Source organism: Streptomyces sp. NRRL B-3229, assembly GCF_000719505.1.
Classification (GTDB): Bacteria; Actinomycetota; Actinomycetes; order Streptomycetales; family Streptomycetaceae; genus Streptomyces; species Streptomyces griseorubiginosus.
This window is the reverse complement of record NZ_JOGP01000031.1, coordinates 19741-43509: the sequence shown is the minus strand read 5'-3', so window position 1 is coordinate 43509 and position 23769 is coordinate 19741. Positions and strand designations below refer to the sequence as shown.

Annotated in this window: 19 protein-coding genes; 9 read left to right on the top strand and 10 right to left on the bottom strand. The window is 72.1% G+C overall.

The window, feature by feature from the left end:
* Window positions 1–35: 35 nt before the first annotated feature.
* A complete protein-coding gene (locus IF54_RS0135045) occupies window positions 36–1160 on the top strand; it encodes a PLP-dependent cysteine synthase family protein (protein WP_030326281.1) in 1125 nt (374 codons plus the stop codon).
* Window positions 1161–1255: 95 nt separating this feature from the next.
* On the opposite strand, the gene IF54_RS0135040 is transcribed toward IF54_RS0135045, so the two are convergent.
* Together IF54_RS0135040 and IF54_RS0135035 are read right to left on the bottom strand one after the other, a co-directional pair.
* Window positions 1256–1726 carry an SRPBCC family protein gene (locus IF54_RS0135040; protein ID WP_030326279.1) on the bottom strand — a complete coding sequence of 157 codons (471 nt, stop codon included), beginning with the start codon at window positions 1724–1726 and terminating at the stop codon, window positions 1256–1258.
* Between the two features lie 51 nt (window positions 1727–1777).
* Complete coding sequence (locus IF54_RS0135035) at window positions 1778–2617, bottom strand: DeoR/GlpR family DNA-binding transcription regulator (protein WP_020136966.1); 840 nt, start codon at window positions 2615–2617, stop codon at window positions 1778–1780.
* Between the two features lie 292 nt (window positions 2618–2909).
* Here IF54_RS0135035 and IF54_RS0135030 point away from each other — a divergent pair, with 292 nt between their 5' ends.
* Window positions 2910–5270, top strand: a complete 2361-nt coding sequence (locus tag IF54_RS0135030) for a hypothetical protein (protein WP_030326278.1) — start codon at window positions 2910–2912, stop codon at window positions 5268–5270.
* Here IF54_RS0135030 and IF54_RS0135025 read toward each other — a convergent pair.
* The 4 genes from IF54_RS0135025 to IF54_RS0135010 form a co-directional block, all read right to left on the bottom strand.
* A complete protein-coding gene (locus IF54_RS0135025) occupies window positions 5240–7675 on the bottom strand; it encodes a right-handed parallel beta-helix repeat-containing protein (RefSeq protein WP_030326276.1) in 2436 nt (811 codons plus the stop codon). The two genes, IF54_RS0135030 and IF54_RS0135025, sit on opposite strands and share 31 nt — an antisense overlap.
* A 111-nt stretch (window positions 7676–7786) precedes the next feature.
* Window positions 7787–8392: a hypothetical protein gene (locus IF54_RS0135020; protein ID WP_030326273.1), complete on the bottom strand. Its 606-nt coding sequence runs from the start codon at window positions 8390–8392 to the stop codon at window positions 7787–7789.
* Between the two features lie 251 nt (window positions 8393–8643).
* A complete protein-coding gene (locus tag IF54_RS0135015; protein ID WP_030326272.1) occupies window positions 8644–9480 on the bottom strand; it encodes an MOSC domain-containing protein in 837 nt (278 codons plus the stop codon).
* A gap of 42 nt (window positions 9481–9522) precedes the next feature.
* Window positions 9523–9972, bottom strand: coding sequence for a DUF6643 family protein (locus tag IF54_RS0135010; RefSeq protein ID WP_030326270.1), 450 nt, complete (start codon window positions 9970–9972; stop codon window positions 9523–9525).
* A 295-nt stretch (window positions 9973–10267) separates the two neighbouring features.
* On the opposite strand from IF54_RS0135010, the gene IF54_RS0135005 reads away from it, so the two are divergent.
* Window positions 10268–11548: a TerD family protein gene (locus IF54_RS0135005; RefSeq protein WP_030326268.1), complete on the top strand. Its 1281-nt coding sequence runs from the start codon at window positions 10268–10270 to the stop codon at window positions 11546–11548.
* Window positions 11549–11561: 13 nt separating this feature from the next.
* On the opposite strand, the gene IF54_RS0135000 is transcribed toward IF54_RS0135005, so the two are convergent.
* Window positions 11562–12758 carry a glycosyltransferase gene (locus IF54_RS0135000; protein WP_037821033.1) on the bottom strand — a complete coding sequence of 399 codons (1197 nt, stop codon included), beginning with the start codon at window positions 12756–12758 and terminating at the stop codon, window positions 11562–11564.
* Between the two features lie 39 nt (window positions 12759–12797).
* Between IF54_RS0135000 and IF54_RS0134995 the strand changes: the two genes are divergently transcribed.
* Together IF54_RS0134995 and IF54_RS0134990 are read left to right on the top strand one after the other, a co-directional pair.
* Window positions 12798–13586, top strand: coding sequence for a glutamate racemase (locus tag IF54_RS0134995; protein WP_030326264.1), 789 nt, complete (start codon window positions 12798–12800; stop codon window positions 13584–13586).
* Between the two features lie 252 nt (window positions 13587–13838).
* A complete protein-coding gene (locus tag IF54_RS0134990; protein ID WP_030326261.1) occupies window positions 13839–14399 on the top strand; it encodes a hypothetical protein in 561 nt (186 codons plus the stop codon).
* 15 nt (window positions 14400–14414) lie between these two features.
* Here IF54_RS0134990 and IF54_RS0134985 read toward each other — a convergent pair whose 3' ends face one another.
* Window positions 14415–15443: an O-antigen ligase family protein gene (locus tag IF54_RS0134985; RefSeq protein WP_078852216.1), complete on the bottom strand. Its 1029-nt coding sequence runs from the start codon at window positions 15441–15443 to the stop codon at window positions 14415–14417.
* Between the two features lie 230 nt (window positions 15444–15673).
* Here IF54_RS0134985 and lnt point away from each other — a divergent pair, with 230 nt between their 5' ends.
* From lnt to IF54_RS0134965, 4 genes are all read left to right on the top strand, one after another.
* Entirely contained in the window at window positions 15674–17287 is a 1614-nt protein-coding gene (gene lnt / locus IF54_RS0134980) for an apolipoprotein N-acyltransferase (protein ID WP_030326257.1), read from the top strand.
* Between the two features lie 122 nt (window positions 17288–17409).
* Complete coding sequence (locus IF54_RS0134975) at window positions 17410–17889, top strand: NUDIX hydrolase (RefSeq protein ID WP_030326255.1); 480 nt, start codon at window positions 17410–17412, stop codon at window positions 17887–17889.
* Window positions 17890–17943: 54 nt separating this feature from the next.
* Entirely contained in the window at window positions 17944–18750 is an 807-nt protein-coding gene (locus IF54_RS0134970; RefSeq protein WP_030326253.1) for a 3-hydroxybutyrate dehydrogenase, read from the top strand.
* Window positions 18751–18816: 66 nt separating this feature from the next.
* Window positions 18817–20772, top strand: coding sequence for a helix-turn-helix domain-containing protein (locus tag IF54_RS0134965; protein WP_030326251.1), 1956 nt, complete (start codon window positions 18817–18819; stop codon window positions 20770–20772).
* Window positions 20773–20824: 52 nt separating this feature from the next.
* Here the strand turns inward: IF54_RS0134965 and IF54_RS0134960 are convergent, their stop codons facing one another.
* A complete protein-coding gene (locus IF54_RS0134960; protein WP_030326249.1) occupies window positions 20825–22225 on the bottom strand; it encodes an MFS transporter in 1401 nt (466 codons plus the stop codon).
* A gap of 1298 nt (window positions 22226–23523) precedes the next feature.
* Window positions 23524–23718, bottom strand: coding sequence for a helix-turn-helix transcriptional regulator (locus IF54_RS41695; RefSeq protein ID WP_420790891.1), 195 nt, complete (start codon window positions 23716–23718; stop codon window positions 23524–23526).
* Between the last annotated feature and the right edge of the window lie 51 nt (window positions 23719–23769).

Below are 23769 nucleotides of genomic sequence, written 5' to 3'. Positions count from 1 at the left end.
ATCCGCCGTCGGCGCGCAGCGTAAGGAGCCCAGTCGTGAGCACCCCTCAGCAGACCCGGACCGGCGACACACTCGATGTCGACCACAGCGACCCCGCCTATCGCGGCTGGCTGAAAGAAGCCGTCCGCAAGGTCCAGGCCGACGCCAACCGCTCGGCCGACACCCACCTGCTGCGCTTCCCGCTGCCCGACAGCTGGGGCATCGACCTGTACCTCAAGGACGAGTCGACGCACCCGACGGGCAGCCTGAAACACCGCCTCGCCCGCTCGCTCTTCCTCTACGGCCTCTGCAATGGCTGGATCCGGCCCGGCCGCCCGGTGATCGAGGCGTCCAGCGGTTCGACGGCCGTCTCCGAGGCGTACTTCGCGAAGCTGATCGGCGTGCCCTTCATCGCGGTCATGCCCCGCACGACGAGCGCCGAGAAGATCCGCCTCATCGAGTTCCACGGCGGGCGGTGCCACTTCGTGGACGACTCGCGCACGATGTACGAGGAGTCCGCCCGCCTCGCGGTGGAGACGGGCGGCCACTACATGGACCAGTTCACCTACGCGGAACGGGCCACGGACTGGCGCGGCAACAACAACATCGCCGAATCCATCTTCCGCCAACTGGAGTTGGAGCGTTTTCCGGAACCGGCCTGGATCGTCGCCACGGCCGGTACCGGTGGCACCTCGGCGACCATCGCCCGGTACGTCCACTACATGCAGCACGACACCCGCATCTGTGTGGCCGATCCGGAGAACTCCTGTTTCTTCGAGGGCTGGACCACCGGCGATCCGGACGTCACCTGCGACTGCGGTTCACGCATCGAGGGCATCGGCCGGCCCCGCATGGAGCCGAGCTTCGTGCCCGGCGCGATCGACCGCATGATGAAGGTCCCCGACGCGGCCAGCGTCGCCGCCGTGCGGGCCCTGGAACAGGCCATCGGCCGCAAGGCGGGCGGCTCGACCGGTACCGGCCTGTGGAGCGCCCTGAAGATCATCTCCGAGATGGTGGCCGAGGGACGGCGGGGAAGTGTCGTCACCCTGCTCTGCGACCCCGGCGACCGCTACCTCGACAAGTACTACTCGGACACCTGGCTGACCGAACAGGGCCTGGACATCGAGCCGTACAGCACGGCGATCACCCTCCTGCTGAAGACGGGCGTCTGGCCCGACTGAACCAGACCGGCCGTGCCACCAGTGCGCGAGCACCGGCTGTGCTTCTGGTCCGAGAGCACCGGCTGTGCTCCTGATGCGCAAGCGCCGGCCGCCCCCTAGTGCGCGAGCCGCCCGTCCAGCGTCCTGACCGCATCCCGGAAAGCCCGCCCGAGTCCGGCGCGCCCGAGCTTCGCCACCACCCGGAACGCCCTCGTGCCGTCCACGGCGAACGTCCAGCGCACCTGGGTGCCCGCCCCCGACGGGGTCAGACGCCATTCCTCGGCTATGGCACGCGCGCCGGGCGCGTTGGCGACGTCGACGCGGTAGGCGTACACCTCAGGACCCTTCGCCGCGATGACCGTCTCCTGGAAGCGTCCGCCGCCCTTGAGGTGGATCTCACGGGTCGAGCCGTCCCCCGTGGAGCGGGCGAGGGTCACCGCGGCGAACCACTCCTCCCACCCGGGAACGTCCTCGGCGAGGGCCCGGTAGACCGCCTCGGGCGGCGCCGACATCTCCTGCACGAACACCATGCGTACCGGCGCGGTCTCGATGAAGTCGAGCCCCACCTCGCGCAGTTGGTGAGCCATGGACACACCCTCCCGTGGTGATCAGGAGGTGTCACATTAGCTGACGCTCAGTCAACTGTCTTCAGCCGCAACGGACTCACCGGAATCCCCGGCCACCACCAGCCGCCGCAGGTGCTCCGAGATCTCCGCCCGCGCCGCACGCGGCAGCCCCGCGTCCGTCACCAGCGTGTCGACCTGCTCCAGCGACGCGAACGAACTCAGGCCCACGGTGCCCCACTTGGTGTGGTCGGCCACCACCACGACCCGCCGTGCCGACTGCACCAGCCGGCGGTTGGTCTCGGCCTCCGCGAGGTTCGGTGTCGACAGACCGGCCTCGACCGATATCCCGTGCACCCCGAGGAAGAGCACGTCGAAGTGGAGCGCCCCGATCGCCTGGTCGGCCACCGGCCCCACCAGCGAGTCCGACGGCGTGCGCACGCCACCGGTCAGCACCACCGTCGCCGCACCCTGCCGGGGACCCGTGGTCCGCTGCGCCGCGTGGAACACGTCGGCCACCCGCACAGAGTTGGTGACGACGGTCAGATCCGGCACGTCGAGCAGATGGTGGGCCAGCGCGTACGTCGTCGTACCGCCCGACAGCGCAATGGCCGTACCCGGCGCGACCAGCTCCGCCGCGGACCGCGCGATGTCCTCCTTCGCGGTCAGCTCCAGACCCGACTTCGCCTCGAACCCCGGCTCGTGCGTGCTCGCCTCGACCACCGGAACCGCACCGCCGTGCACCTTCTCCAGCACACCCTGGCGGGCCAGAGCGTCGAGATCGCGCCGCACGGTCATGTCCGACACGCCGAGCTTCCGCGTCAGCTCGTTGACGCGCACCCCGCCACGGCGCCGGACCTCGTCCAGGATCAGGGAGCGCCGCTGCTCCGCGAGGAGGTTCTGATTCTCACTCACGTACGCTCCGGTCCTTTCGCCTGGGGCCCGTCCGACACGCCCTGCGCACCCACTCCGACAAGGCCATTCTGCCCGTCCCCCGGTGCGCGGACGACCCATACTCGCACGGCCCCCCGGTGACAGCGCCACCGACCGTCCCGTCGCGCGCAGGTCACGGGGTGTACACGCAGGGCCGCGCTGTCACCCGGATCGGGGAGATTCCGTGACGAGGGGTGTGCGAAACGCGCCCGGCGGCGATCCTTGTGCCCGCACGGACAGATGCCGACGGCGCGTCACGGGGGAAGTGCGAACAGTGGAACGTGTCCCGATCAAGGGCACCGACGGCTCGGCCGTCCGGCCCGAGGACTCCGGCACCGCCCTGGAACTCCTGGTCCACGGAGTGGGCGGCACCACGCCCGACAAGATGCTCGACGACCCGCGCACGGTACGGATCACCGGTGACGACGTCGCGGCCGTGTTCCGGCGCGCCGACGACGTCGACGCCGAGAGCAGACCAGGATCCGGCCGCACCGGCCCGGTCCCCGAGGCGTACGTCTGGTGCAACCTCACCTCCGGCAACGGCACCCGCGCCCTGTGGCTGCTGTTGCTGCCGTTCATGGTCGTCAACCTCGCCCACTGGATGCGCCCCACCGCGCGGCGCCGGAAAAGGACCGTGCGGTTCTACGGCCTGCTGGTGCGACTCGCCGGCCTGACCCTGACCGTGCTGCTGGTCGCCGCCGCCTGCGAGGTCGCCCTCGACCTCGCCGCCTGGCAGTGCGCGGGCACGCGCGCGTGCGCCGAGTCCCACTCCTGGCTCGGCTTCCTGTCGCCCGACGTGTCCGACGACGGCTGGTGGAGCAGGCCCGGCCGCCGCCTCGCGCTCGCCGCCCTTGTCCCGGCCACTCTCACCGGCCTCCTCTGGTACCTGTCCCACCGCACCTGGAGCGCCTACGAGTCCCAGCAACCGCTGTCCCATGAGGGCGAGGCAGAGGAGGACAACGGCCGGACCGCGCTCAGCCGGCCCGGCTTCTGGTACGGCCGCCGCCTGGTCGCCCGCCTGCGTGCCGCGCACACCGCGGCCGGCCTCCTGACGATCGCCGCCGCGGTCAGCTCTACGGCCGCCCGCTTCGACCGCGCGCCGGGCGGCCCCGCACCGCTGGACACCCTCGGCCGGCTCCTTCAGCTGAGCCTCGTGGCAGGCGGGGCGGCGGTCGTCTGGGTGGTGTGCCGCCGCGGCCGCAGCGAGAGGCACCTCGACCGGCGGCTCGACGAGCAGCTCGTACGACGCCTGCCGCTCACAGCCCTCTTCCTGCTCGCCCTCGCCGCGGTGTACGCCGGCTGGGAGCGGCCGGGATGGCAGTCGCAGGGCCGGCTGTCCGGGGACGCCACCTTCGGCGGCATCACCTTCGTCCAGGGACTCCTGGTCATCGCCCTGGCCGTGGTCGCCCACCTGCTGTACCGCACGCACCCCGACCCGCGCGCCGCGATGCGGGGCCTGGCCGGGCCCGCAGTCGCGATGCTGGCCTGCGCCCTGGGCGGCGTCATGTCCGGCGGCGTCTCGCAGCGCGTCGCGGACTGGCTGGACGGCACCGGTGCCACCATCCCCGGGCCACCGGTCCTGCTGACCTGGCAGGCGTCCGTGATCCCGCTGGTCCTGCTCGTGCTCCTCGGCCACCTGGCCTGGCTGGCGCGGCGGACCTGGCGATCGAGCCGGGCCCAACTGGCCACCGTGGAGAGCGAGTACCCGGGCGAGCCGAAGGACGCGACACGCACCCGCCGCATCGCCAGGACCCGCGCGATGGCGGCCCTGACGGACCGGGGGCCGCGCCTGCTCGGCGTGACGGCCGCGAGCACCCTGCTCCTCGGCGCCGGAGCGCTCGTGGGCGCCCTGACCACCCGCAAGACCCCGGCCAAGGCCGCCGAGGGGGCGTACGCCTTCGTCGAGAGCGCCGCCGAGACCGCGCAGGCTCTCGGATCCTGGCTGATCGGCCTCGGCTTCCTGCTGTTCGTCACCTGGGGCCGACGCGCCTACAAGGACCCCTCCGCCCGCCGCACCATCGGCATCCTCTGGGACGTCGGCACCTTCTGGCCGCGTGCCGCCCACCCCTTCGCCCCGCCCTGCTACGCCGAGCGTGCCGTGCCCGATCTGACCTGGCGCATCGCGATCTGGACCCGGACCACCCGTGGCCGACTGGTCATCTCGGGACACTCCCAGGGCAGCGTCCTCGCGGCGGCCGCGGCCTGGCAGTTGGAGCCGTCGGTCCGCGCGCGGGTCGCCCTGCTGACCTACGGCTCCCCGCTCGAGCGCCTCTACGGCCGCTGGTTCCCGGCCCACTTCGGCCCGGCCGCCCTCACCGCCCTGCACCACGACGTGGACTGCTGGCGCAACCTCCACCGGCTCACTGACCCCATCGGCGGCCCGGTCCGGCTGCCCGGGGACTGCGGCCCCGAAGTGGACCGCGAACCCCTCAGGGACCCCCTGGTCTACGGCCGCACCGATCTGCACCCGCTGCCCGCGCCCATCCTCGGCCACTCCGACTACCAGGCGGACCCCGCGTTCGCCGAGGAACGGGCGAAACTGCTGGCCAGGCTCCAGCCGGACCTGCCGGGCCCGCGGATGCAGGACGAGCCGGGCCCGCGCCCTCAGGACGAGCCGGGCAGATCCTCGGCGTAGAGCAGCGTGAGGTCGTCCGTGGTCGGGTCGGCCACCTGCGCGACCCGGCTCGCGTGCCGCTCCACCATCGCCTCGAACGTCTGCCGCGCGGTACGGCCGTTGCCGAACGCGGGCCCCTTGGGCATGACCGTGAAGTACTTCAGCAGGGCCTCGTGGGCGCCCGGCGCCAGCCGGTACTCGTGCTCCTCGGCCTGCTGCTCCACGATGCTGAGCAGTTCGTCCGGGTCGTAGTCGCTGAAGGTGATGGTCCGTGAGAAACGGGACGCCACACCCGGGTTGACCGACAGGAACCGCTCCATCTCGGCGGTGTAGCCGGCCACGATCACCACGACCGCGTCGCGGTGGTCCTCCATCAGCTTCACCAGCGTGTCGATGGCCTCCTTGCCGAAGTCCCGGCCCGAGTCCTCCGGCGACAGCGCGTACGCCTCGTCGATGAACAGCACTCCGCCGCGCGCCCGGTCGAAGGCCTCCTGGGTGCGGATCGCGGTGGAGCCGATGTGCTCGCCCACCAGGTCGACACGGGACACCTCGACCAGGTGGCCCTTCTCCAGGACCCCGAGGGAGGCGAGGATCTCGCCGTAGAGCCGGGCGACCGTCGTCTTGCCGGTGCCGGGGGAGCCCGTGAAGACCAGGTGGCGCTTGACGGAGGCCGCTTTGAGGCCCGCCTGCTGGCGGCGCCGGCCCACCTCGATCATGTCGGTGAGCGCCCGCACCTCACGCTTGACACTGTCCAGGCCCACCAGCGCGTCGAGTTCACCGAGGACGGCCTTGGAGGTGCGCGCAGGCTTTTCCGGCTCCGCGGGAGTGGCCGGCGGCTCCTGCTCGGTGATCCGCTGCTCGGGGATCGCGCCGAGCAGCCCGGGGGAGCGTGACTCGGTCTGTACGGCGGTCTCCCGGGCCGCGGGCGGGTTGAGGCCGCCGCTCTCGTCGCTCGTGCAGTCCTCGACGACGGGCCCCGAACCGGCCGCCGCGTCGGGGGCGTCGGCGAACTCGTAACCCCCCCGCGCGCACCGCTCCGTACGGCACTTGCGCAGTGTCGAGCGGCTCCCGTCTATCACGTGGAAGCCGTAGCCGCCGCTGCCGGTCACCCGGCAGCTGAGGAAGCTGCCGCGGCCGCCCGCCGACACGTAGAAGCCGGCCTCAGCGGGGGAGTCGACCGTGCAGCGCTCGATCGTCGGGTCGGCGCCCTTGGTGACGATCACGCCGGTCTGGGTGCCGTCCACAGTGCAGTTGTTGAGGGTGCCGCCGCTGCCGTGGTCACGGAACCAGGCACCGGTGGCCGCGTCCCGGATCCGGCAGTCGTCCAGCTGCGCGGTGGCGCCGTCGCTCACGGACACCGCCGTGTTGCGGACCTGGGCGATGTCGCTGTCGACGACGTCCGCGCGCGAGCCGCGGTCGAGGACGAACAGCGCGTCCGGCACGTCGTGCACCCGGCAGGAGTCCAGTACCGCTGTGGCGCCGTCGCTGACCCAGACGGCCGGGTAGTCGCCGGTGCTGTCGAAGATCTCGCACTGGTTGGCGTCCACGCGGGTGCCCGGGTCCCACACCGACAGGCCGTTGCGCCCGAACTGGCGGACCGTGGTGCGGGTCAGGGTCAGGACCGAACGGGAGCGCAGGTCGACCGCGTTCTCCGGGATGTCGTGGATACGGCAGTCGGCCAGGGTCAGCACCGCGTCGGTGTCGAGGGTGACCCCGTCGGCGGTGGTGCGGTGCACATCGCAGTCGGTGAGGTGCGCGGTGGCCCGGCCGGTGATCTGAACCCCGCTGCCGCGGACCTCGTACACCTCACAACCCACGGCCTCCAGCGCGGAGTTCTCACCGGTCGCCGCCAGGCCCGCGCCCGAGGTGTGGTGCACCCGGCAGCGCTCCAGACGGGGGTGGGCGCCGCCGCGCACCGAGACACCGGACTGGCCGGCTGCCACGATCTCGCACTCCTCGAAGACCCCGCCCGCGCCCTCCAGCACGGCGATGCCGATGCCCGCCGGGTTGTCGACGGTGCAGCGCCGCACGGTCGGCCGGGCACCGCCGCGCACCTCTATGCCGGCCGCGGAGCGGGTGACGACCCTGATGTCGGAGAGTTCCGGGGTGCCCTCCTCGACGAGCAGCGCGGGCGCGGCCGCGTCCTGGCCCTCCACGTGCAGGTCCTGGACCACCGCCGAGGCACGCACGGTCAACGGCACGCCGTCCACGGGCGCGATGCGCACGGATCCCGGCGAGCCTTCCGGGCCGCGCAGGGTCACCGCCCGCTGGAGCACGAGGTTCTCCCGGTAGGTGCCGGGTGCGACGGTGAGGACGTCGCCTTCGGCCGCGGCCTCCAGGGCGGCGGCGAGCGACGCGTACTCACCTGTGCGGCGCCGCCACCGCGATGTACCGGTGTGCGTCACCTGGACCGTGCCCTGTGCCATGGCGTTGCTGTGCCCCCACCTCGTAGTACGCGGGTTTGTGCTGCCGAAGAGGTTCGGCCGGTCCACCGTAGCGTGCGCGCGGGTGGTGGGTTGACCAGAGCCGTAAGGCCGTCAACTGCCGGTGCCGGTCCGGCCCCAGTCCGGGCCCGCGCTGTCCCAGGCCCGGTCCCAGTCGGCGTACCGGCGACGGACCATGCGCCACAGGGCCAGCCGCCGCCCACCCTCGATCAGCCCGGCCGCCAGCAGGGCCGCGCCGGTGCCGGCGAGCACGGCATGGGTGGTGGCGGTCGCGGAGTCCAGCGGGCGGGCCGCTATCCGTCCGTCATGGTCCGTCCAGATGTCGAAGTGGTCGCCGCGGTGCGGGCTCTGGAGGGCGGCCATGACGGAGCCCTGGTGGGTGGTGCCGTCCGGCGCGGTCCAGTCGGCCAGCACCTGGCTTCTGAGATCGCGCCCCGACGCCGTCTCCGGGTCGGCGTCGAGCGGGGAGCGGTCCAGCTTGCGGACCACCGTCGCCGTCACCAGCTGCCGGGACTCACGCTGCTCCCGCACCGCCCGCTGGAGCGCGCCCTGAGCCACCCCGCCGACGAACGCGGCGGCCACCGGGGCGACGACCAGGATCAGCAGCAGGGCCACGAGACATACCCAGGCCTCGGCCAGGTCGGTCCTGCGGCGCAGCGGGTTGTGCCGCCACCGCCAGAGTCCGCTGATCGCTCGCACCGTCCGCACCCCCTTCCCGCTCCGTGATAACCCCCGGGAGAGGGGTTCACGCGTGGCACCGGCCGAAGAGAGAGCCAAATCACCTGCGGCCGGGGCCTCTCATGAACTCCTCATGAAAGCTCCAACGCGCGGGCCCCCGGGCCGGGTTCCCGGCGATCGCACCCAGGTGGATCGTTGACGGAACTTTGTCCGAGACCGCCCCAGCCGCTCCGACCACCCCGACTGCCTTGGCCTCCGACCGCCCCGGCCGGTCACCCGGTGTTCCGGTCGAGGACCCTGACGGGGTCGCCGACCCGGATCGTGCCGCGGGACTCGGGCACGAGGTTCTGGCCGAAGACCAGGCTGCTGCCGAAGCGCCGGTGGCGGCCGAGCGTGTGCAGAGGCTCCTTGCCGCGCACAGCGCTCGACTGGTCGGTCGTCGTCACCACGCACCGGCCGCACATCTTGACCACCCGGAAGGCGATGTCGCCGATCGCGATCCTCGACCACTCGTCCTCGGCCCAGGCCCCGGTGCCGCCCACGACGACGTTCGGCCGGAACCGGTTCATGGGCAGCGGACCGTCGGCGGCGTGCCGGCCCTCGGCGATCAGGGAGTTGAGGGCGTCGAGTGAGGCCGTGGAGGTGAGCAGCAGCGGGTAGCCGTCGGCGAAGGAGACGGTCTCACCCTCCAGCGCGTACTCCGGGTCGACGGGGCGGCGGGTGGCCGGGTCGTCCATGTGCACGAGGCGCGCCGGGACGCCCAGGTACTCGCTGCACCAGGTGTGTGCGGCCGCGTCGGCGGGCACTCCCTCGACCTTCTCCCCGAAGAGCTCCAGCGTGACGGTCGTGCCCGGCTCGGGCTCGGGCACGGTCAACGGCTCCCTGCCGGGCGCCGACAGCACGATGCCGCCGCCGGGCAGGAGCTCGGCGGCGGCCAGTGCGAGGCGTGGCTGCTGTCGCTGTGTGACGACCTTTCCCCCGTCGTCGACCAACGCCCAGCGCCGGTCCCCGGCCAGCCCCCAGGGCTCCACCTCGGCCTCCCGGGGCGCGAGACCCCGGAACGCCTTGACCGGATGGACGTGGATCGACAGCAGCTCGGCATTCCCCATGGAGCCATCGTGCCAGGTGGCACCGACAGCCCGGGAGGGGAATCAGTACCCGCGGTACTGCTGGTTGTTGTACGGATCCTGGTAGGGAGCAGCCTGGGCGGGCCTCGGGGCTGCGGGACGCATCGCCTCGTAGCCCGTGCTCATGCCCATCCCCATGCCGGGCGCGGCAGGGCGGGGCTGCTGCTGCGGCCCCGGATAACCGCGCGGCGCGGCGGCCTGCTGCGGGATGTACGCGGCGGGAGCCTGCTGGAGCGGCGAGGGCTGCTGCGCCTGCGGATAGCCGTAGGCGGACTGGGAGGGGCCCGCGGGCAGGGCGGGCAGGGCGGACGGCAGCGCCGGCAGGTGGCTGACCGGGACGTCGTACGCGGCAGGGACCCGGATCGGTGCGATCTGCGGGGTGCCCCGCTCGGCCACGAGCGAGTCGTAGATCGGAGTGTCCGGGAAGGAGGCGGAGTAGTAGCCGCCGCCATAAGTGGAGCGGGGGGAGGTCATGGCACATAAGTTAAGCCCACGATGTGCTGGTTGGGGAGACCGATAAGAGGGTTGTTTTCCGTGTCGGCAGTGACCCTGGATCCCTAATGCGAGCGAACTCGGCAAAATGGGACGTCAATCCGGGTTGAGGTCGTGTAAAGGCCGAGTTCCGAGGGGGTTACCGGTGGTTGACCGGCGATCTTGCCGTCCGCGGGATGGGAGTTCGCTGTGCTGGGGGAATAGGTTGGGCGGGTAGCACACCGGAGGCCGCCGGGGCGTCCTGGCCTGCCGACACCTGAGGGGGGCGGACATGTCAATGTCGAAAGGCTCGAACGTACCGGTGCCCACGACGGCACTGCGCGTCGAATTGGGCTGGCGTTCCGGACCGGAGGTCCCCGACGCGGATGCCTCGGCCCTGCTCCTGGTCGGCGGAAAAGTCCGTTCCGACGCCGACTTCGTCTTCTACAACCAGCCCCAGCACGCCTCCGGCGCAGTCCGCCACGAGGGCAAGCGGACCGACGGCGGCCGGGTGACGGACACCCTGTTCGTCGACCTCGCGCGCGTGGAGCCCTCGGTCGAGACCGTGGTGCTCGCCGCCTCCGCGGACGGCGGGACCTTCGCACAGGTCCCTGAGCTGTACATCGAGGTCCGCGACGCCGTGCAGGGCACCGTCGCCGCGCGGTTCGACAGTGCGGGCGCCACCGTCGAAACCGCTTTCGTGCTGGGGGAGTTCTACCGGCGGCAGGGCGCCTGGAAATTCCGTGCCGTGGGCCAGGGCTACGACAGCGGACTGGAAGGACTCGCAACAGACTTCGGAATCGCCGTGGACGAGCCCCAGCGCACCGCGCCTGTGGGCGAGCCCCAGCGCACCGCGCCTGTGGGCGAGCCCCAGCGCACCGCGCCCCCGACGAGCCCACCCGCTCCGGCCTCCCCGCCGCCCCCGCCCGCCGCGCCGGCGGTCCGCCTCTCCAAGGTCACGCTCACCAAGGCGGCACCGTCGGTCTCCCTCACCAAGCAGGGCGGCACCTCGGGTGCGATGCGGGTGAACCTCAACTGGCAGGTGCACAAACAGTTCTCCGGCTGGGGCAGCAAGCGCGGCCGCGCGGTGGCCATGCATGCCGACCTCGACCTGGACCTGTGCGCCCTGTACGAACTCGCCGACGGCCGCAAAGGGGTCGTGCAGGCGCTCGGCAATGCCTATGGAGCCCTGCATCAGCCGCCGTACATCCATCTCGACGGCGACGACCGCACCGGTGCGGTGGAAAGCGGCGAGAACCTCACCGTGAACCTCGACCACCGGCAGGACTTCCGGCGCATCCTCGTGTTCGTCACCATCTACGAGGGCGCGCGCTCCTTCGCCGACCTGCACGCCACCGTCACGCTCCAGCCGCAGCACGGCGCCCCGATCGACTTCTCCCTCGACGAGTGCACGGTGCCCTCGACGGTCTGCGCGCTGGCCCTGATCACCAACACCGGCCACGACCTCGTCGTCCAGCGCGAGGCCCGCTACCTGGTGCCGGACCGGGGAGTGAGCCCGCAGCGGACCGTGGACCAGGCCTACGGCTGGGGCATGAACTGGACACCGGGCCGCAAATGAAGCCCTGACCGCTTCACCTCTCCTCACCGACCACGGCGTCCGGGCGGGCATAGGTGCGGCCCTTCCAGGCCGCGCCGCGCCCCCGGTAGTGCTGCACCGCCGAGTCGACCGTCATGAGGAGGTAGAGGAACGCCGTGAAAGGCAGGAGGGGTGCGAGCCAGAGCGGCTGCCGGTAATAGCGGAGCATCGGGACGTACGTCCCGGTCATGACCAGCCAGGCGAGTCCGCCGAGCAGCACGGCCGCGGCACCGCCGGTTGCGAGACCGACGACGACGGCGACCGGCGGGACCAGGTAGACCAACGCCAGTCCCAGCACTGTGCCCAGCAGGACCAGGGGGTTGTGGCGGAGCTGGGCGTAGGCGCTGCGCGACACCATCCGCCACAGGTCGTGCAGCCGGGGGTAGGGGCGCACGCTGTCCACCCGCTCGGCCAGACCCAGCCAGATGTGCCCGCCGCCGCCCTTGACCGCCCTCGCGAGGGCCACGTCGTCGATGACGGCGTGCCGGATGGCGTCCGGGATCCGCGCCCGCTCAGCGGTCTCGGCGCGCAGCAGGACACAGCCGCCCGCCGCGGCCGCCGTCCGCGCGCCCCTCCTGCCGATCCGCCGGAACGGATACAGCTGCGCGAAGAAATAGACGAACGCCGGCACCACGAGCCGCTCCCACAGACTCTCCACCCGCAGTCTGGCCATCTGGGAGACCACGTCGAAGCCCCCGGCGTGCGCGGCGGCGACCAGCCGGCGCAGGCTGTCCGGCTCGTGCGCGATGTCGGCATCCGTCAACAGCAGGTACTCGGGGCCACGCGCGCGTGCCAGGCCGATGCCATGGCGCACCGCCCACAGCTTGCCGGTCCACCCGGCGGGCGGCTCACCCGGAGACGACACGGTCAGCGGCAGCCCGCCCGCGCGCCGTGCCAGCTCGCGAGCCAGCTCCCCGGTTCCGTCGGAGCTGCCGTCGTCGACCAGGAAGACCTCCGCGCGCCCCGGATAGTCCTGCGCCAGGAGGGACGGAAGGCTCGCGGGCAGCACCTCGGCCTCGTCGCGGGCCGGGACCACCACACCCACCGACGGCCAGTGCGCCGGGTCCCGCTCCGGCGGCAGCCTCACGTCCGTGCGCCAGAAGAAGCCCTGGAAGAGCAGCAGCCACAGCCAGGCGGCGAGGGATACGGCGGCGGTCCACGCGATGGCGCTCACGCGCGAAGTCTGCCCCACGGCAGGGGCCTCCAAGGGCTCATCGTCTATCGTGGCCGGGTGAAGATCGCGCTCTTGGACTCCGGAATCGGTCTGCTCGCGGCGACCGCCGCGGTACGGCGACTGCGCCCCGACGCCGATCTCGTGCTCTCCCTCGACCCCGACGGCATGCCCTGGGGACCGCGGACCCCCGAGGACATCGTCGGGCGGGCGCTGGGCCTCGCCGAAGCCGCCGCCGCGCACGGTCCCGACGCCCTGATCATCGGCTGCAACACCGCCACGGTGCACGCCCTGACCGCGCTGCGTGCCCGCCTCGAACCGGACCTGCCGGTCATCGGCACGGTCCCCGCGATCAAGCCCGCCGCGGCCGGCGGCGGCCCCTTCGCCATCTGGGCCACGCCCGCCACCACCGGCAGCCCCTACCAGCGTGGTCTCCTCGCGGACTTCGCCGACGGCGTGCCCGCCACCGAGGTGCCCTGTCACGGCCTCGCCGAGGCGGTGGAACAGGCCGACGAGGCCGCGATCGACGCCGCCGTCGCCGCGGCCGCCGCCCTCACCCCCGAGGACGTGACGACCGTCGTCCTGGGCTGCACCCACTACGAACTGGTCGCCGAGCGCATCCGGGCCGCCGTGCAGCGTCCCGGCCGCCCGCCGCTCGTCCTGCACGGCTCCGCCGGGGCGGTCGCCGCCCAGGCGCTGCGCCGGCTCGGCGAGCAGCCGGCGCCCCAGGCGGCGCCCACCGGCACCCTCACCGTGCTGCTGAGCGGCCGAGAGGGCGCCGCGCTGCCCGCGCCCGCCCTGGCCTACGAGGAAGGCCGACTGCTGCGCACGGCCACGCCCGCCCGCTGAGCCGCCGAGCGACCGGAACGTTTCGCCGGCCGGCTGGAGGCCGATCGTCGCGGGACCGACCGGAACGTTGCGTCGGTCGACCGAAGGCCGGTCGCGGCAGAAAGCCGGCCCCCGACCCCCGGCCCCGGCCCCCGGCTCCCCGCCCCCGGCTCCCACCCACGGCCCGCACCGCGCGGCCGGAAGGCGGCGCCAGGCGCCGTCACTCTCCGCGACGAACTACCCGCGGGGCGAAACCTGAGTAATCTCGTAGACATGAGGGACCACCCCCGGAACCACCCCCACGGCGAGCAGACCTCGCACCACGCCGACGTCTGGACCGGTCGCGCCTCCAACCGGATCCAATGGCTGCTCGCGCTCGGCGGCGCGGCGATCGTGGCGCTCGGCGTCGAGCTCGCCGTCGACTCGGCGTGGACCTCCGGTGTCGCCCCTCTGGTCATGTCGGTGGTCGGCTGCATCGCGGCCGGACTGCTCGTCCTCTTCCTGACGCTCGCCTTCGTCCACGTCGCCCTCAAGGTCGACACGGACTCCCTGGAGGTGCGCTGCGGCCACATCGGCGTGCCGCGCCGCCGGATCCCGCTGGCGCATGTCACCGGAGCCGAGTTCGTCCCGCACGTCACCCCGCGCCAGTGGGGCGGCTGGGGCTACCGCTGGCGGCCCGAGAAGGGCACCGCGGTCGTCGTACGGCGTGGCGAGGGCGTGGTGCTCCAGCTCTGGGACGGCCACACGTTCACCGTCACCGTGGACGACGCCGAGGCCGCCGTACGCATCATCCGGGACCGGCTGCGGCCCGGGAACGCGGCCCCGCGTCGCTGAGTCCGGACCTGCCCGTCATCGCGCAGCCGGCTCCTCGGTCAGCGGGTGGGCCGTCGCCAGGCCCGCCAGGAGCCCCGCACCCACCGACACCATGGTGAAGCTGAGCGCGTTGCCGACCGCGGCGATCCCCGCCAGCGCCGTAAGGGTCGCGCCCGCCGTCAGGACGATCGGGGTGGAGCGCCGCGAGCGCCACAGCGCGTACAGCAGCCAGCAGAAGGCCGCCGCCAGCAGCGCCAGGCCGACCACGCCCTGCTCGGCGGCCATCTGGAGCGGCGCCGAATGCGGTTTCCCGTCGGGCAGCAGCGAGCGGCCCGCTGTGCCGCTCAGCTCCCCGAACCGCCCCGGTCCCACACCGAGTGCGGTGTTGTCCCGGGCCATGCGCAGGGCGTCGTGCCACAGGTCGATCCGGTGCGGGGTGAGCTGCCCGCGCAGCGACTCGGTGAGCCCGTCCGGCACCGCGCTCCCGGCGACCGCCCAGGTCAGCCCGGTCACCGACATCGCGGCCAGGACGAGACCGAGGAGGCCGGGGCCCCGGTGGTCCATCCTGCTCGCCGCGAGCGAGCACAACAGCACGGCCAGACACGTCACCAGCCCGGAGACCGAACCCAGAACCGCCGAGGTCACCGCGATGCCCACGGCCAGCAGCCGGAGAAGGAGCCTCAGGCCGGGGGATCCGGTGGTCCAGGCGGCACAGCACGCCGCGCCGGCGGCCAGGGTCAGCAGGGCGGCCGTGGCGCCCGCGTGACCGAGCGGCGCGACGATCTCGGGGCCCGGTGCGAGATGGGGGAGCCCCACCGCGAGGCCGAACGCGGTCACCGCAGCGGCACAGGGTGCGGCGACCGGCAGCAGCGCCCCCGAGATCCGGCCCGCGGCATAGCCCGCGGACACGGCCAACAGGGCGAGCAGAACACCCTCCGGACGGCCGTCGTGCACGGCCGCGGTGATCAGTGACCAGGCGGCGCAGGCCCCGAGGACCAGCACGCCCACCCCGTCTGAAGCGTTGCGTCTGTCGCCGTCCTCCGCAGCACCGGCCACAGACGTCATCCCCGTGGAACCCACCCCGCCCCCCGAACCCCGGTCCCCCGACCTGTGGCCCGCCGCCCGGACACCCGCGCGACGAGGACTCCGGCACACCGTAACGGCTGAAGGTCGATTTGTGGACGAGTTGCGCCGGGTTGCCCGGCACCGGCACGGTTCGAGCGGTCCGGCGAGGGTCACGATCACCAGGCGGACCGCGCTGTCGACGTCAAGGTCAACCGCCGTACACTCCCGGAGTGACCGTCACCGCAACCTCCGTGGACGAGTCGGACCAGCTGGAACCGCCGTCCGCACCCGCCTCCCGCTGGGCCGCCCGGCTTCGCCGCCTCCTCCCGGCCGCCGCCGCGGCACTCTCCGGAGTGCTCCTTTACGTCAGTTTCCCGCCCCGCACCCTGTGGTGGCTGGCCCTGCCCGCCTTCGCCGTCTTCGGCTGGGTGCTGCGCGGCCGCGGCTGGAAGGCGGCCTTCGGTCTCGGTTACCTCTTCGGACTGGGTTTCCTGCTGCCGCTGCTGGTGTGGACCGGCGTCGAGGTCGGCCCCGGCCCGTGGCTGGCGCTGGTCGCGATCGAGGCGATCTTCGTCGCGCTGGTCGGGGTGGGCGTGGCCGCGGTCTCCAAGCTGCCCGGCGCCCCGGTGTGGGCGGCCGCCGTGTGGATCGCCGGCGAGGCGGCACGCGCGCGTGTGCCGTTCCACGGCTTTCCCTGGGGAAAGATCGCGTTCGGACAGGCCGACGGCGTCTTCCTGCCGCTCGCCGCGGTGGGCGGCACACCCGTGCTGGGCTTCGCCGTCGTGCTGTGCGGATTCGGCCTGTACGACGTCGTCCGGCTGGTCGCGGAGCGGCGGGGGACCGGGGCCGTACGACGCCCGGCTGCCGCCGTGGCCCTGCTGAGCGTGGTCGTACCGGTGGTCGGGGCGCTCACCGCCCGGGGCCTGGTGAGCGACAAGGCCGAGGACGGGACCGTGACCGTCGCGGCCATCCAGGGCAACGTGCCGCGCGCGGGCCTCGAGTTCAACGCCCAGCGCAGGGCCGTGCTCGACTACCACGCGCGCGAGACGGAGCGGCTGGCCGCCGAGGTGAAGGCCGGCAAGGTCACGAAGCCCGACATCGTGCTCTGGCCGGAGAACTCCTCCGACGTCGACCCCTACACCGACGCGGACGCGGCGGCGACCATCGAGAAGGCCGCCAAGGCCATCGACGCGCCGATCTCCGTCGGTGGTGTCGTCGAGCGCGGCGGCAAGCTCTACAACGAGCAGATCCTCTGGGACCCGGTCAAGGGCCCCACCGACACCTACGACAAGCGGCAGATCCAGCCGTTCGGCGAGTACCTTCCACTGCGCTCGCTCGTCGGGGCGATCAACAAGAACTGGACATCCATGGTCCGCCAGGACTTCAGCCGGGGCACCAAGCCGGGCGTGTTCCGGATGGCCAACGCCAAGGTCGGCCTGGTCACCTGCTATGAAGCCGCCTTCGACTGGGCCGTGCGCTCCGAGGTCACCGACGGCGCCCAGCTGATCTCCGTGCCCAGCAACAACGCGACCTTCGACCGCAGCGAGATGACCTACCAGCAGCTCGCCATGTCCCGGGTCCGCGCGGTGGAGCACAGCCGGACCGTCACCGTCCCGGTGACCAGCGGCGTCAGTGCGATCATCATGCCGGACGGGAGGATCACCCAGAGGACGGGCATGTTCGTCCCCGCCGCGCTGGTGCAGAAGGTACCGCTGAGGTCGTCGGAGACCCCGGCCACCCTGATGGGCACCTTGCCCGAGATGCTCCTGGTCCTGGTCGCCGCCGGCGGACTCGGCTGGGCGATCAGCGCGGGGCTGCGGGGGCGTCGCACCGGGGACGTGTAGGGCGTACGAGCGGGTCAGGCGTTGTGCGGCGGGTGCGGCGGGTGCGGCGGGTGCGGCGAGCGTCCGCCCGTCCTCGTCCGGAAGATCACCGACGTGTCACCGGCGGCGGTTAGGGTCGGCCCATGGCTACCCCAGATTTCATCCGCACCCTCCGGAAGTCCATCGGGCACGACCTGCTCTGGCTCCCCGGCGTCAGCGCCATCGTCTTCGACGACGAGGGCAGAGTGCTGCTCAACCGCCGCTCGGACACCGGCAAGTGGTCGATGCTCGGCGGTATCCCGGAGCCGGGGGAGCAGCCCGCGGACTGTGCCGTGCGCGAGGTCGAGGAGGAGACGGGCGTCCTCTGCGTCGTCGAGCGGGTCGTCCTGGTCCAGGCGCTCAACCCCGTGACGTACGTCAACGGTGACGTCTGCCAGTACATGGACATCTCGTTCCGCTGTCGCGCCGTCGGCGGTGAGGCGCGGGTCAACGACGACGAGTCGCTCGAAGTGGGATGGTTCCCGCTGGACGCCCTGCCCGACCTCAACGAGTTCGGGATGCAGCGGATCAAGCAGGCGTCGATGGACGCCCCCACATGGTTCGAAACCACGAGTTCCAAGTGAATTATGGGGTGTGACCACATGTGGCGAGGAGCGGATCCTGCCTAGGGTCGGACCATGACCGCCAGCAGTGTCCTCCCGGGACCCGCACCTCACGCCGCCGCGCTCGATCTCGGCGGCCGCACCGCCCTCGTCACCGGCGCCGCCGGCGGCATCGGCCGCGCCTGCGCGCTGCGGCTCGCGGCCGCCGGGGCCAAGGTGAGAGCGGTCGACCGGGACGCCGCAGGTCTGGAGGCGCTCGCCGAGCAGGCCACGGGACTGTCCGGGACGGTGGAGCCGCATGTCCTCGACCTCACCGACCTGGACGCCGCCGAGCACGCGGCGGCGGGCACCGACGTCCTGGTCAACAACGCCGGCATCCAACTGGTCCGTCCCATCGAGGAGTTCCCGCCCGAGGTGTTCCACACGGTCCTCACCGTGATGCTGGAGGCGCCGTTCCGCCTGATCCGTGGCGCGCTGCCGCACATGTACGGGCAGGGGTGGGGGCGGATCGTCAACGTGTCCTCGGTCCACGGACTGCGTGCCTCGGCCTACAAAGCCGCCTATGTGGCCGCCAAGCACGGCCTGGAGGGCCTCTCCAAGACGGCCGCCCTCGAAGGCGCCCCCCACGGAGTGACTTCGAACTGTGTGAACCCCGCCTATGTGCGCACCCCACTGGTCGAACGGCAGATCGCCGACCAGGCCAAGGCGCACGGCATCCCCGAGGAGCGCGTGGTGTCCGAGGTGCTGCTCCAGGACAGCGCGCTCAAGCGGCTCATCGAACCCGAGGAGGTCGCGGAGGCCGTGGCCTACCTGTGCGGCCCGCACGCGTCCTTCGTCACCGGCACCTCGCTCGTCCTCGACGGCGGCTGGACCGCGCACTGACCGGGACCGGACCGGAGTTTTCCACAGGCCTGACGGGGTGAGCGCGCGATGAGCAATCCTGTGGGCATGTCCAGCGATCACACGCAGCTCGGCGGTCACCCTCAGCCGGGCGGTCACCCGCACTCCGCCGAGCGCTCCGTCGCCAGTGCCGAGGCGCCCTTCCTCGCCCTGCTGGCCAGGGGCGCGTCCGCCGACGCCTACGAGCAGCCGGTGCTGATCGCACGCGCCGAGGGCAGGTCCGCCGAGTGGATCGCCGCGCTCGAGGCGGCGAAGACGGTCGCCCTGTGCGTGCGCTCCGAGCTGGAGGGCAGGCGCCGGCGCGAGGCCGAACTGTCCGCTCTGTTCGAGACCGCCCACGACCTGGCAGGGCTCCGGGACCTGGACGCGGTGCTGCGGGCCATCGTGCAGCGCGCGCGGTCCCTGCTCGGCACGGACGTGGCGTACCTGAGCCTGCACGACCCGGCCCGCGGCGACACCTACATGAGGGTCACCGAGGGCTCGGTCGCCGCCCGGTTCCAGCAGCTGCGGCTCGGGATGGGCGAGGGCCTCGGCGGACTCGTCGCCCAGACGGCCCGCCCCTACGTCACCGACGACTACTTCAAGGACGACCGCTTCCGGCACACCCTGGCCATCGACTCGGGTGTACGGGACGAGGGCCTGGTCGCCATCCTCGGCGTGCCGCTGACCCTGGGGCACCGCGTCATCGGGGTGCTGTTCGCGGCGGACCGCAGGGCCCGGGTGTTCGAGCGGGAGCAGATCGCACTGCTCGGTTCCTTCGCCGCCCTCGCCGCGGCCGCCATCGACACCGCCAACCTCCTCACCGAGACCCGCTCGGCCCTCACCGAGCTGGAGCGGGCCAACGAGATCATCCGGGACCGCAGCGGTGTCATCGAGCGCGCCTCCGACGTGCACGACCGGCTCGCCGAACTGGTCCTGCGCGGCGGCGGAGTGCACGATGTGGCGGCGGCCGTCTCCGAGATCCTCGACGGCACGGTGGAGTTCACCGAGCTCGCACCCGCCGAGCCACTGGAGACCTCCCGGGCCGAAGGCCATGCGGTACGGCACCGGGACGACTGGATCGCCGCTGTCGCCGCCGGCGGCGAGCTCCTCGGCGCGCTCGTGCTGCGGGGCCACCCAGGGCTCGATCCGGTGGACCAGCGCACGCTGGAGCGTGCCGCGATGGTCACCTCCTTGCTGCTGCTCGCCAGACGGTCCGCCGCGGAGGCCGAACAGCGGGTGCGCGGCGAGCTGCTGGACGACCTGCTCGACGCCCGGGACCGCGATCCGCGCCTGCTGCGGGAACGGGCCGCGCGTCTGGGGGCCGACCTCGACGCCACCCATGTCGTGCTGGCGGCACGGCTCGACGGTCCCGCGGCCGACGCCGACCAGGAGGCGGCCGCCCGCAGACGCCTGTGGTCCGCGGCCTCCCACCTCGCCACGACCCGGCACGGCCTGGCCGCCGCCCGCGACGGCGGGACCGTCCTGCTGCTGCCCCTGACCGACAAGGACACCGCCACCGAACTGGCCCGCCGGACCGCCGGGCACCTCGGCACCGCCGTCCACGAGGCGGTCACCGTGGGCGCCTCCGCCCCGGTGCGCGACCTCGCCGTCCACCCGGACACCGTGGCCGCCGCCTACGAGGAGGGCCGCCGCTGCCTCGACGCCCTGCGGCTCCTGGGCCGCTCGGGGGACGGGGCGGCGGCCGAGGATTTCGGCTTCCTCGGGCTGCTCCTGGCCGGCGACCGGGACATCGCGGGCTTCGTCGAGCGGACCATCGGCCGGGTTGTCGCGTACGACGAGAGACGGGGCACCGACCTTTTGCGCACCCTGGACGCCTACTTCGCCAGCGGGATGAGCCCGGCCCGTACGAAGGACGACCTGCACGTCCACGTGAACACCGTCGCCCAGCGTCTGGAGCGCGTGGGCCGGCTGCTCGGTGAGGACTGGCAGAGCCCCGCCCGCGCTCTGGAGATCCAACTCGCCCTGCGTCTGCACCGCTTGTCGGCGTCCGTACGGAACTGACCCCCGCACGCCTGGCGTACGGGGGCCGGGTCCGGCTCCGGGCTGTGAGGGTTCAGACGGTCCTGGCGTCGGCGGCGGGGGAGTGGGCCGCGGACCCGGTCTCGGCGGCCGGGGTGGTGGCCGGTTCGACGTCGGCCAGGTCCCGGTGACGGGTCTCCTGGGCGACGCCGACCGCTATGACGGTCAGGACGGCCGCGGCGATGACGTAGAGGGCGATCGGGGTGGAGGTGCCGTAGTCGGCGAGGAGGGCGGTGGCGATGAGCGGGGCGGGGGCGCCGGCCGCGACGGAGGCGAACTGCGCGCCGATGGAGGCGCCGGAGTACCGCATGCGGGTCGCGAACATCTCGGAGAAGAAGGCGGCCTGGGGTGCGTACATGGCTCCGTGCAGGACGAGCCCGACGGTCACCGCGAGGACCAGGTTGCCGAAGCCGCCGGTGTCGACGAGCGAGAAGAAGGGGAACATCCACGCGCCCACGCCGACCGCGCCGAGCAGGTACACCGGGCGGCGGCCGACTCGGTCGGACAGGGCTCCCCACGCGGGGATCACCGCGAAGTGCACGGCGGAGGCGATGAGCACCGAGTTGAGGGCGGTCTGCTTGGAGACACCCGCCGAGGTGGTGGCGTAGACGAGGATGAACGCGGTGATGACGTAGTAGGAGATGTTCTCCGCCATGCGTGCGCCCATCGCGACCAGCACATCGCGCCAGTGGTGCCGTAGTACGGAGACGATCGGCAGCTTCTCGGCCGCCCCGTCCCGCGCCGCCCTGCGGGCCTCCGCCTGCGCCAATGCCTCCTTGAACACGGGTGATTCGTCGACGGACAGCCGGATCCACAGCCCGACGATCACCAGGACTCCGGAGAGCAGGAACGGGATCCGCCAGCCCCAGCTGCCGAACGCGGCGTCCGACAGGACCGCGGTCAGCAGCGACAGCACACCCGTCGCGAGGAGTTGCCCGGCCGGTGCCCCGGTCTGGGGCCAGGAGGCCCAGAAGCCACGCCGGCGCGCGTCGCCGTGCTCGGACACCAGGAGTACGGCGCCGCCCCACTCGCCGCCCAGCGCGAAGCCCTGGACCAGGCGGAGCACGGTCAGCAGTACGGGGGCGGCGGTGCCGACGGTCGCGTGTGTGGGCAGCAGTCCGATCGCGAAGGTCGCCCCACCCATCAGGAGCAGGCTCAGCACCAGCAGCTTCTTGCGGCCCAGCCGGTCGCCGTAGTGCCCGAACACCAGGGCGCCGAGCGGGCGGGCGGCGAATCCGACGGCGTACGTCAGGAAGGAGAGCAGCGTGCCGACGAGCGGATCGGAGTCCGGGAAGAACAGCTTGTTGAAGACGAGGGCGGCCGCGGAGCCGTAGAGGAAGAAGTCGTACCACTCGATGGTGGTGCCGATGAGGCTGGCGGCGACGATGCGCTTCAGGTTGTTCGGCGTCGGGGGAGCGGATGCTACGGAGGCCATGTGCGCCACTTCCTCGTGTGCGGTGGGGACGGGTGGGTGTCCGCACACGGTAGGAACGTGCAGGTCAGGCGGATATGTGGCGGGACAACATACTTCAGGGTCGGACTGTGAGCTTGGCCGCCACGTCTGCTGGCCCAAACTCGAACCAGCGTCTAGCAGGAGGCAGAATCAGCGGTGTCAGAGATGCGAGATGCGGGCCGATTTGGCCCTACGGTGATGGCTCCGGTGCTGGTTTGGTGCTGACTCAAAGCCCACGTCATCACCCGTCTTCACCCCTCCCGTGCTGACTTGGTGCTGACTACGTAGCGTTGATCTCCGGCCTCAGGGCGCATATCGGGCGAGGCGCCGTGAGTAGCCGTCCTGGCGGTGCAGGTCCCATGGGCCCACCACTCAGTACTTCGCCCGAAGATTCCCGCAGCCGCTTCCGTCTGCTGGTAACGGGGCCAGCGTGACGCAAGCTGTCCCAGCTGATTTTTCGTCTGCTGGTGGTACACGGTTCACTCGACTCTGACCTGCGGCGACGAGTGGAATCGCCTTACTCGGGACTGAGTTTTCCGCACCTGGTCCGGATCTTGGTGCGTGGTGTCAGGAAGCCGCGCCCGCGGTACGTACCACATGGCACAGGTTGTAGAGACCGTCCGTGGGCGTCCAGGCCAGTCCAAGGTGAGCGCGTAATGCCAGGTCAGGGCATTCTGGTCCGGGGGAGTCGACGCCGTCGGTGATAGGCGTGTGAGAGCGGAGTGCGACGAGGAGCCCCGCAGGTGCGGCCCGGCGGGGCTTCTGGGTAGGTGGGTTTCAGTGTCCGTCGTGGGCACCGTTGCACTCGGGTTCTCCTCTCTCGAGCACCCGAAGCAAGGACGCGGCGACGACACGCGCCTTACGGTCGACGCGCACCATCCGACCCGGGAGCTCTTCGCACCTAATCGGGTCGCAACCTTCACGTCTGCAAAACCCCACGCCTGTGGAGGCGTCCGTGGCACTGCCTGTTCCCTCCGATGTTGCGCGGCCCGCGTGGAGCGGCCGCGACGGCATTGCCGGAGGCGACGGTCGCCAGACTGCCATGCGTCACCGCGGAGGACTTTGCCCGCTTCACCGCGCGACCGCATCGCTCCGCTGGCCTTGTAGCGGATGGCATCCCTACACATCGCCCCCGGCGATCGCTGCCCGCAACCCGGGACCTGGCCTGGAACGTCAAGGCAGTTGTGCCACAGTGCGGTCCGCTTCCTGTAGGCGCTCGCTATGAGGGGCTCATGACACGACGAAGCCCAGCCGACTCGGGGGGCTTCTGTGCGCAGGGGCTATGACGGAGTGCAGCGGCTGGTGTGGGCACCGTTGTACTCCGGTTCTCCGCTTTCGAGTACGCGGAGCAAGGACGCGGTGACGACACGCGTGGCACGTCCGATGCGTAGCACGCGGCACGGGAACTCTCCACGACGCACGAGGTCGTAGCCCTTCGCCCGAGAGAACCCCAACGCCCTGGCAGCGTCTTCCACGCTGCCCGTTCCGTCCCAGGTGGCGCGGATGTGTGTAGGGCTGTAGCGGGT

Bases quoted from the DNA above. Each gene is read 5' to 3' on its own strand.
- IF54_RS0135015 (WP_030326272.1), bottom strand. From the start codon at position 9,480: ATGGGGAATGCCGAGCTGCTGTCGATCCACGTCCATCCGGTCAAGGCG.
- IF54_RS0134960 (WP_030326249.1), bottom strand. From the start codon at position 22,225: ATGGCCTCCGTAGCATCCGCTCCCCCGACGCCGAACAACCTGAAGCGC.
- IF54_RS0134970 (WP_030326253.1), top strand. From the start codon at position 17,944: ATGACCGCCAGCAGTGTCCTCCCGGGACCCGCACCTCACGCCGCCGCG.
- IF54_RS0134975 (WP_030326255.1), top strand. From the start codon at position 17,410: ATGGCTACCCCAGATTTCATCCGCACCCTCCGGAAGTCCATCGGGCAC.
- IF54_RS0135010 (WP_030326270.1), bottom strand. From the start codon at position 9,972: ATGACCTCCCCCCGCTCCACTTATGGCGGCGGCTACTACTCCGCCTCC.
- IF54_RS0134965 (WP_030326251.1), top strand. From the start codon at position 18,817: ATGTCCAGCGATCACACGCAGCTCGGCGGTCACCCTCAGCCGGGCGGT.
- IF54_RS0134990 (WP_030326261.1), top strand. From the start codon at position 13,839: ATGAGGGACCACCCCCGGAACCACCCCCACGGCGAGCAGACCTCGCAC.
- IF54_RS0135040 (WP_030326279.1), bottom strand. From the start codon at position 1,726: ATGGCTCACCAACTGCGCGAGGTGGGGCTCGACTTCATCGAGACCGCG.
- IF54_RS0135005 (WP_030326268.1), top strand. From the start codon at position 10,268: ATGTCGAAAGGCTCGAACGTACCGGTGCCCACGACGGCACTGCGCGTC.
- IF54_RS0134985 (WP_078852216.1), bottom strand. From the start codon at position 15,443: ATGACGTCTGTGGCCGGTGCTGCGGAGGACGGCGACAGACGCAACGCT.
- IF54_RS0135025 (WP_030326276.1), bottom strand. From the start codon at position 7,675: ATGGCACAGGGCACGGTCCAGGTGACGCACACCGGTACATCGCGGTGG.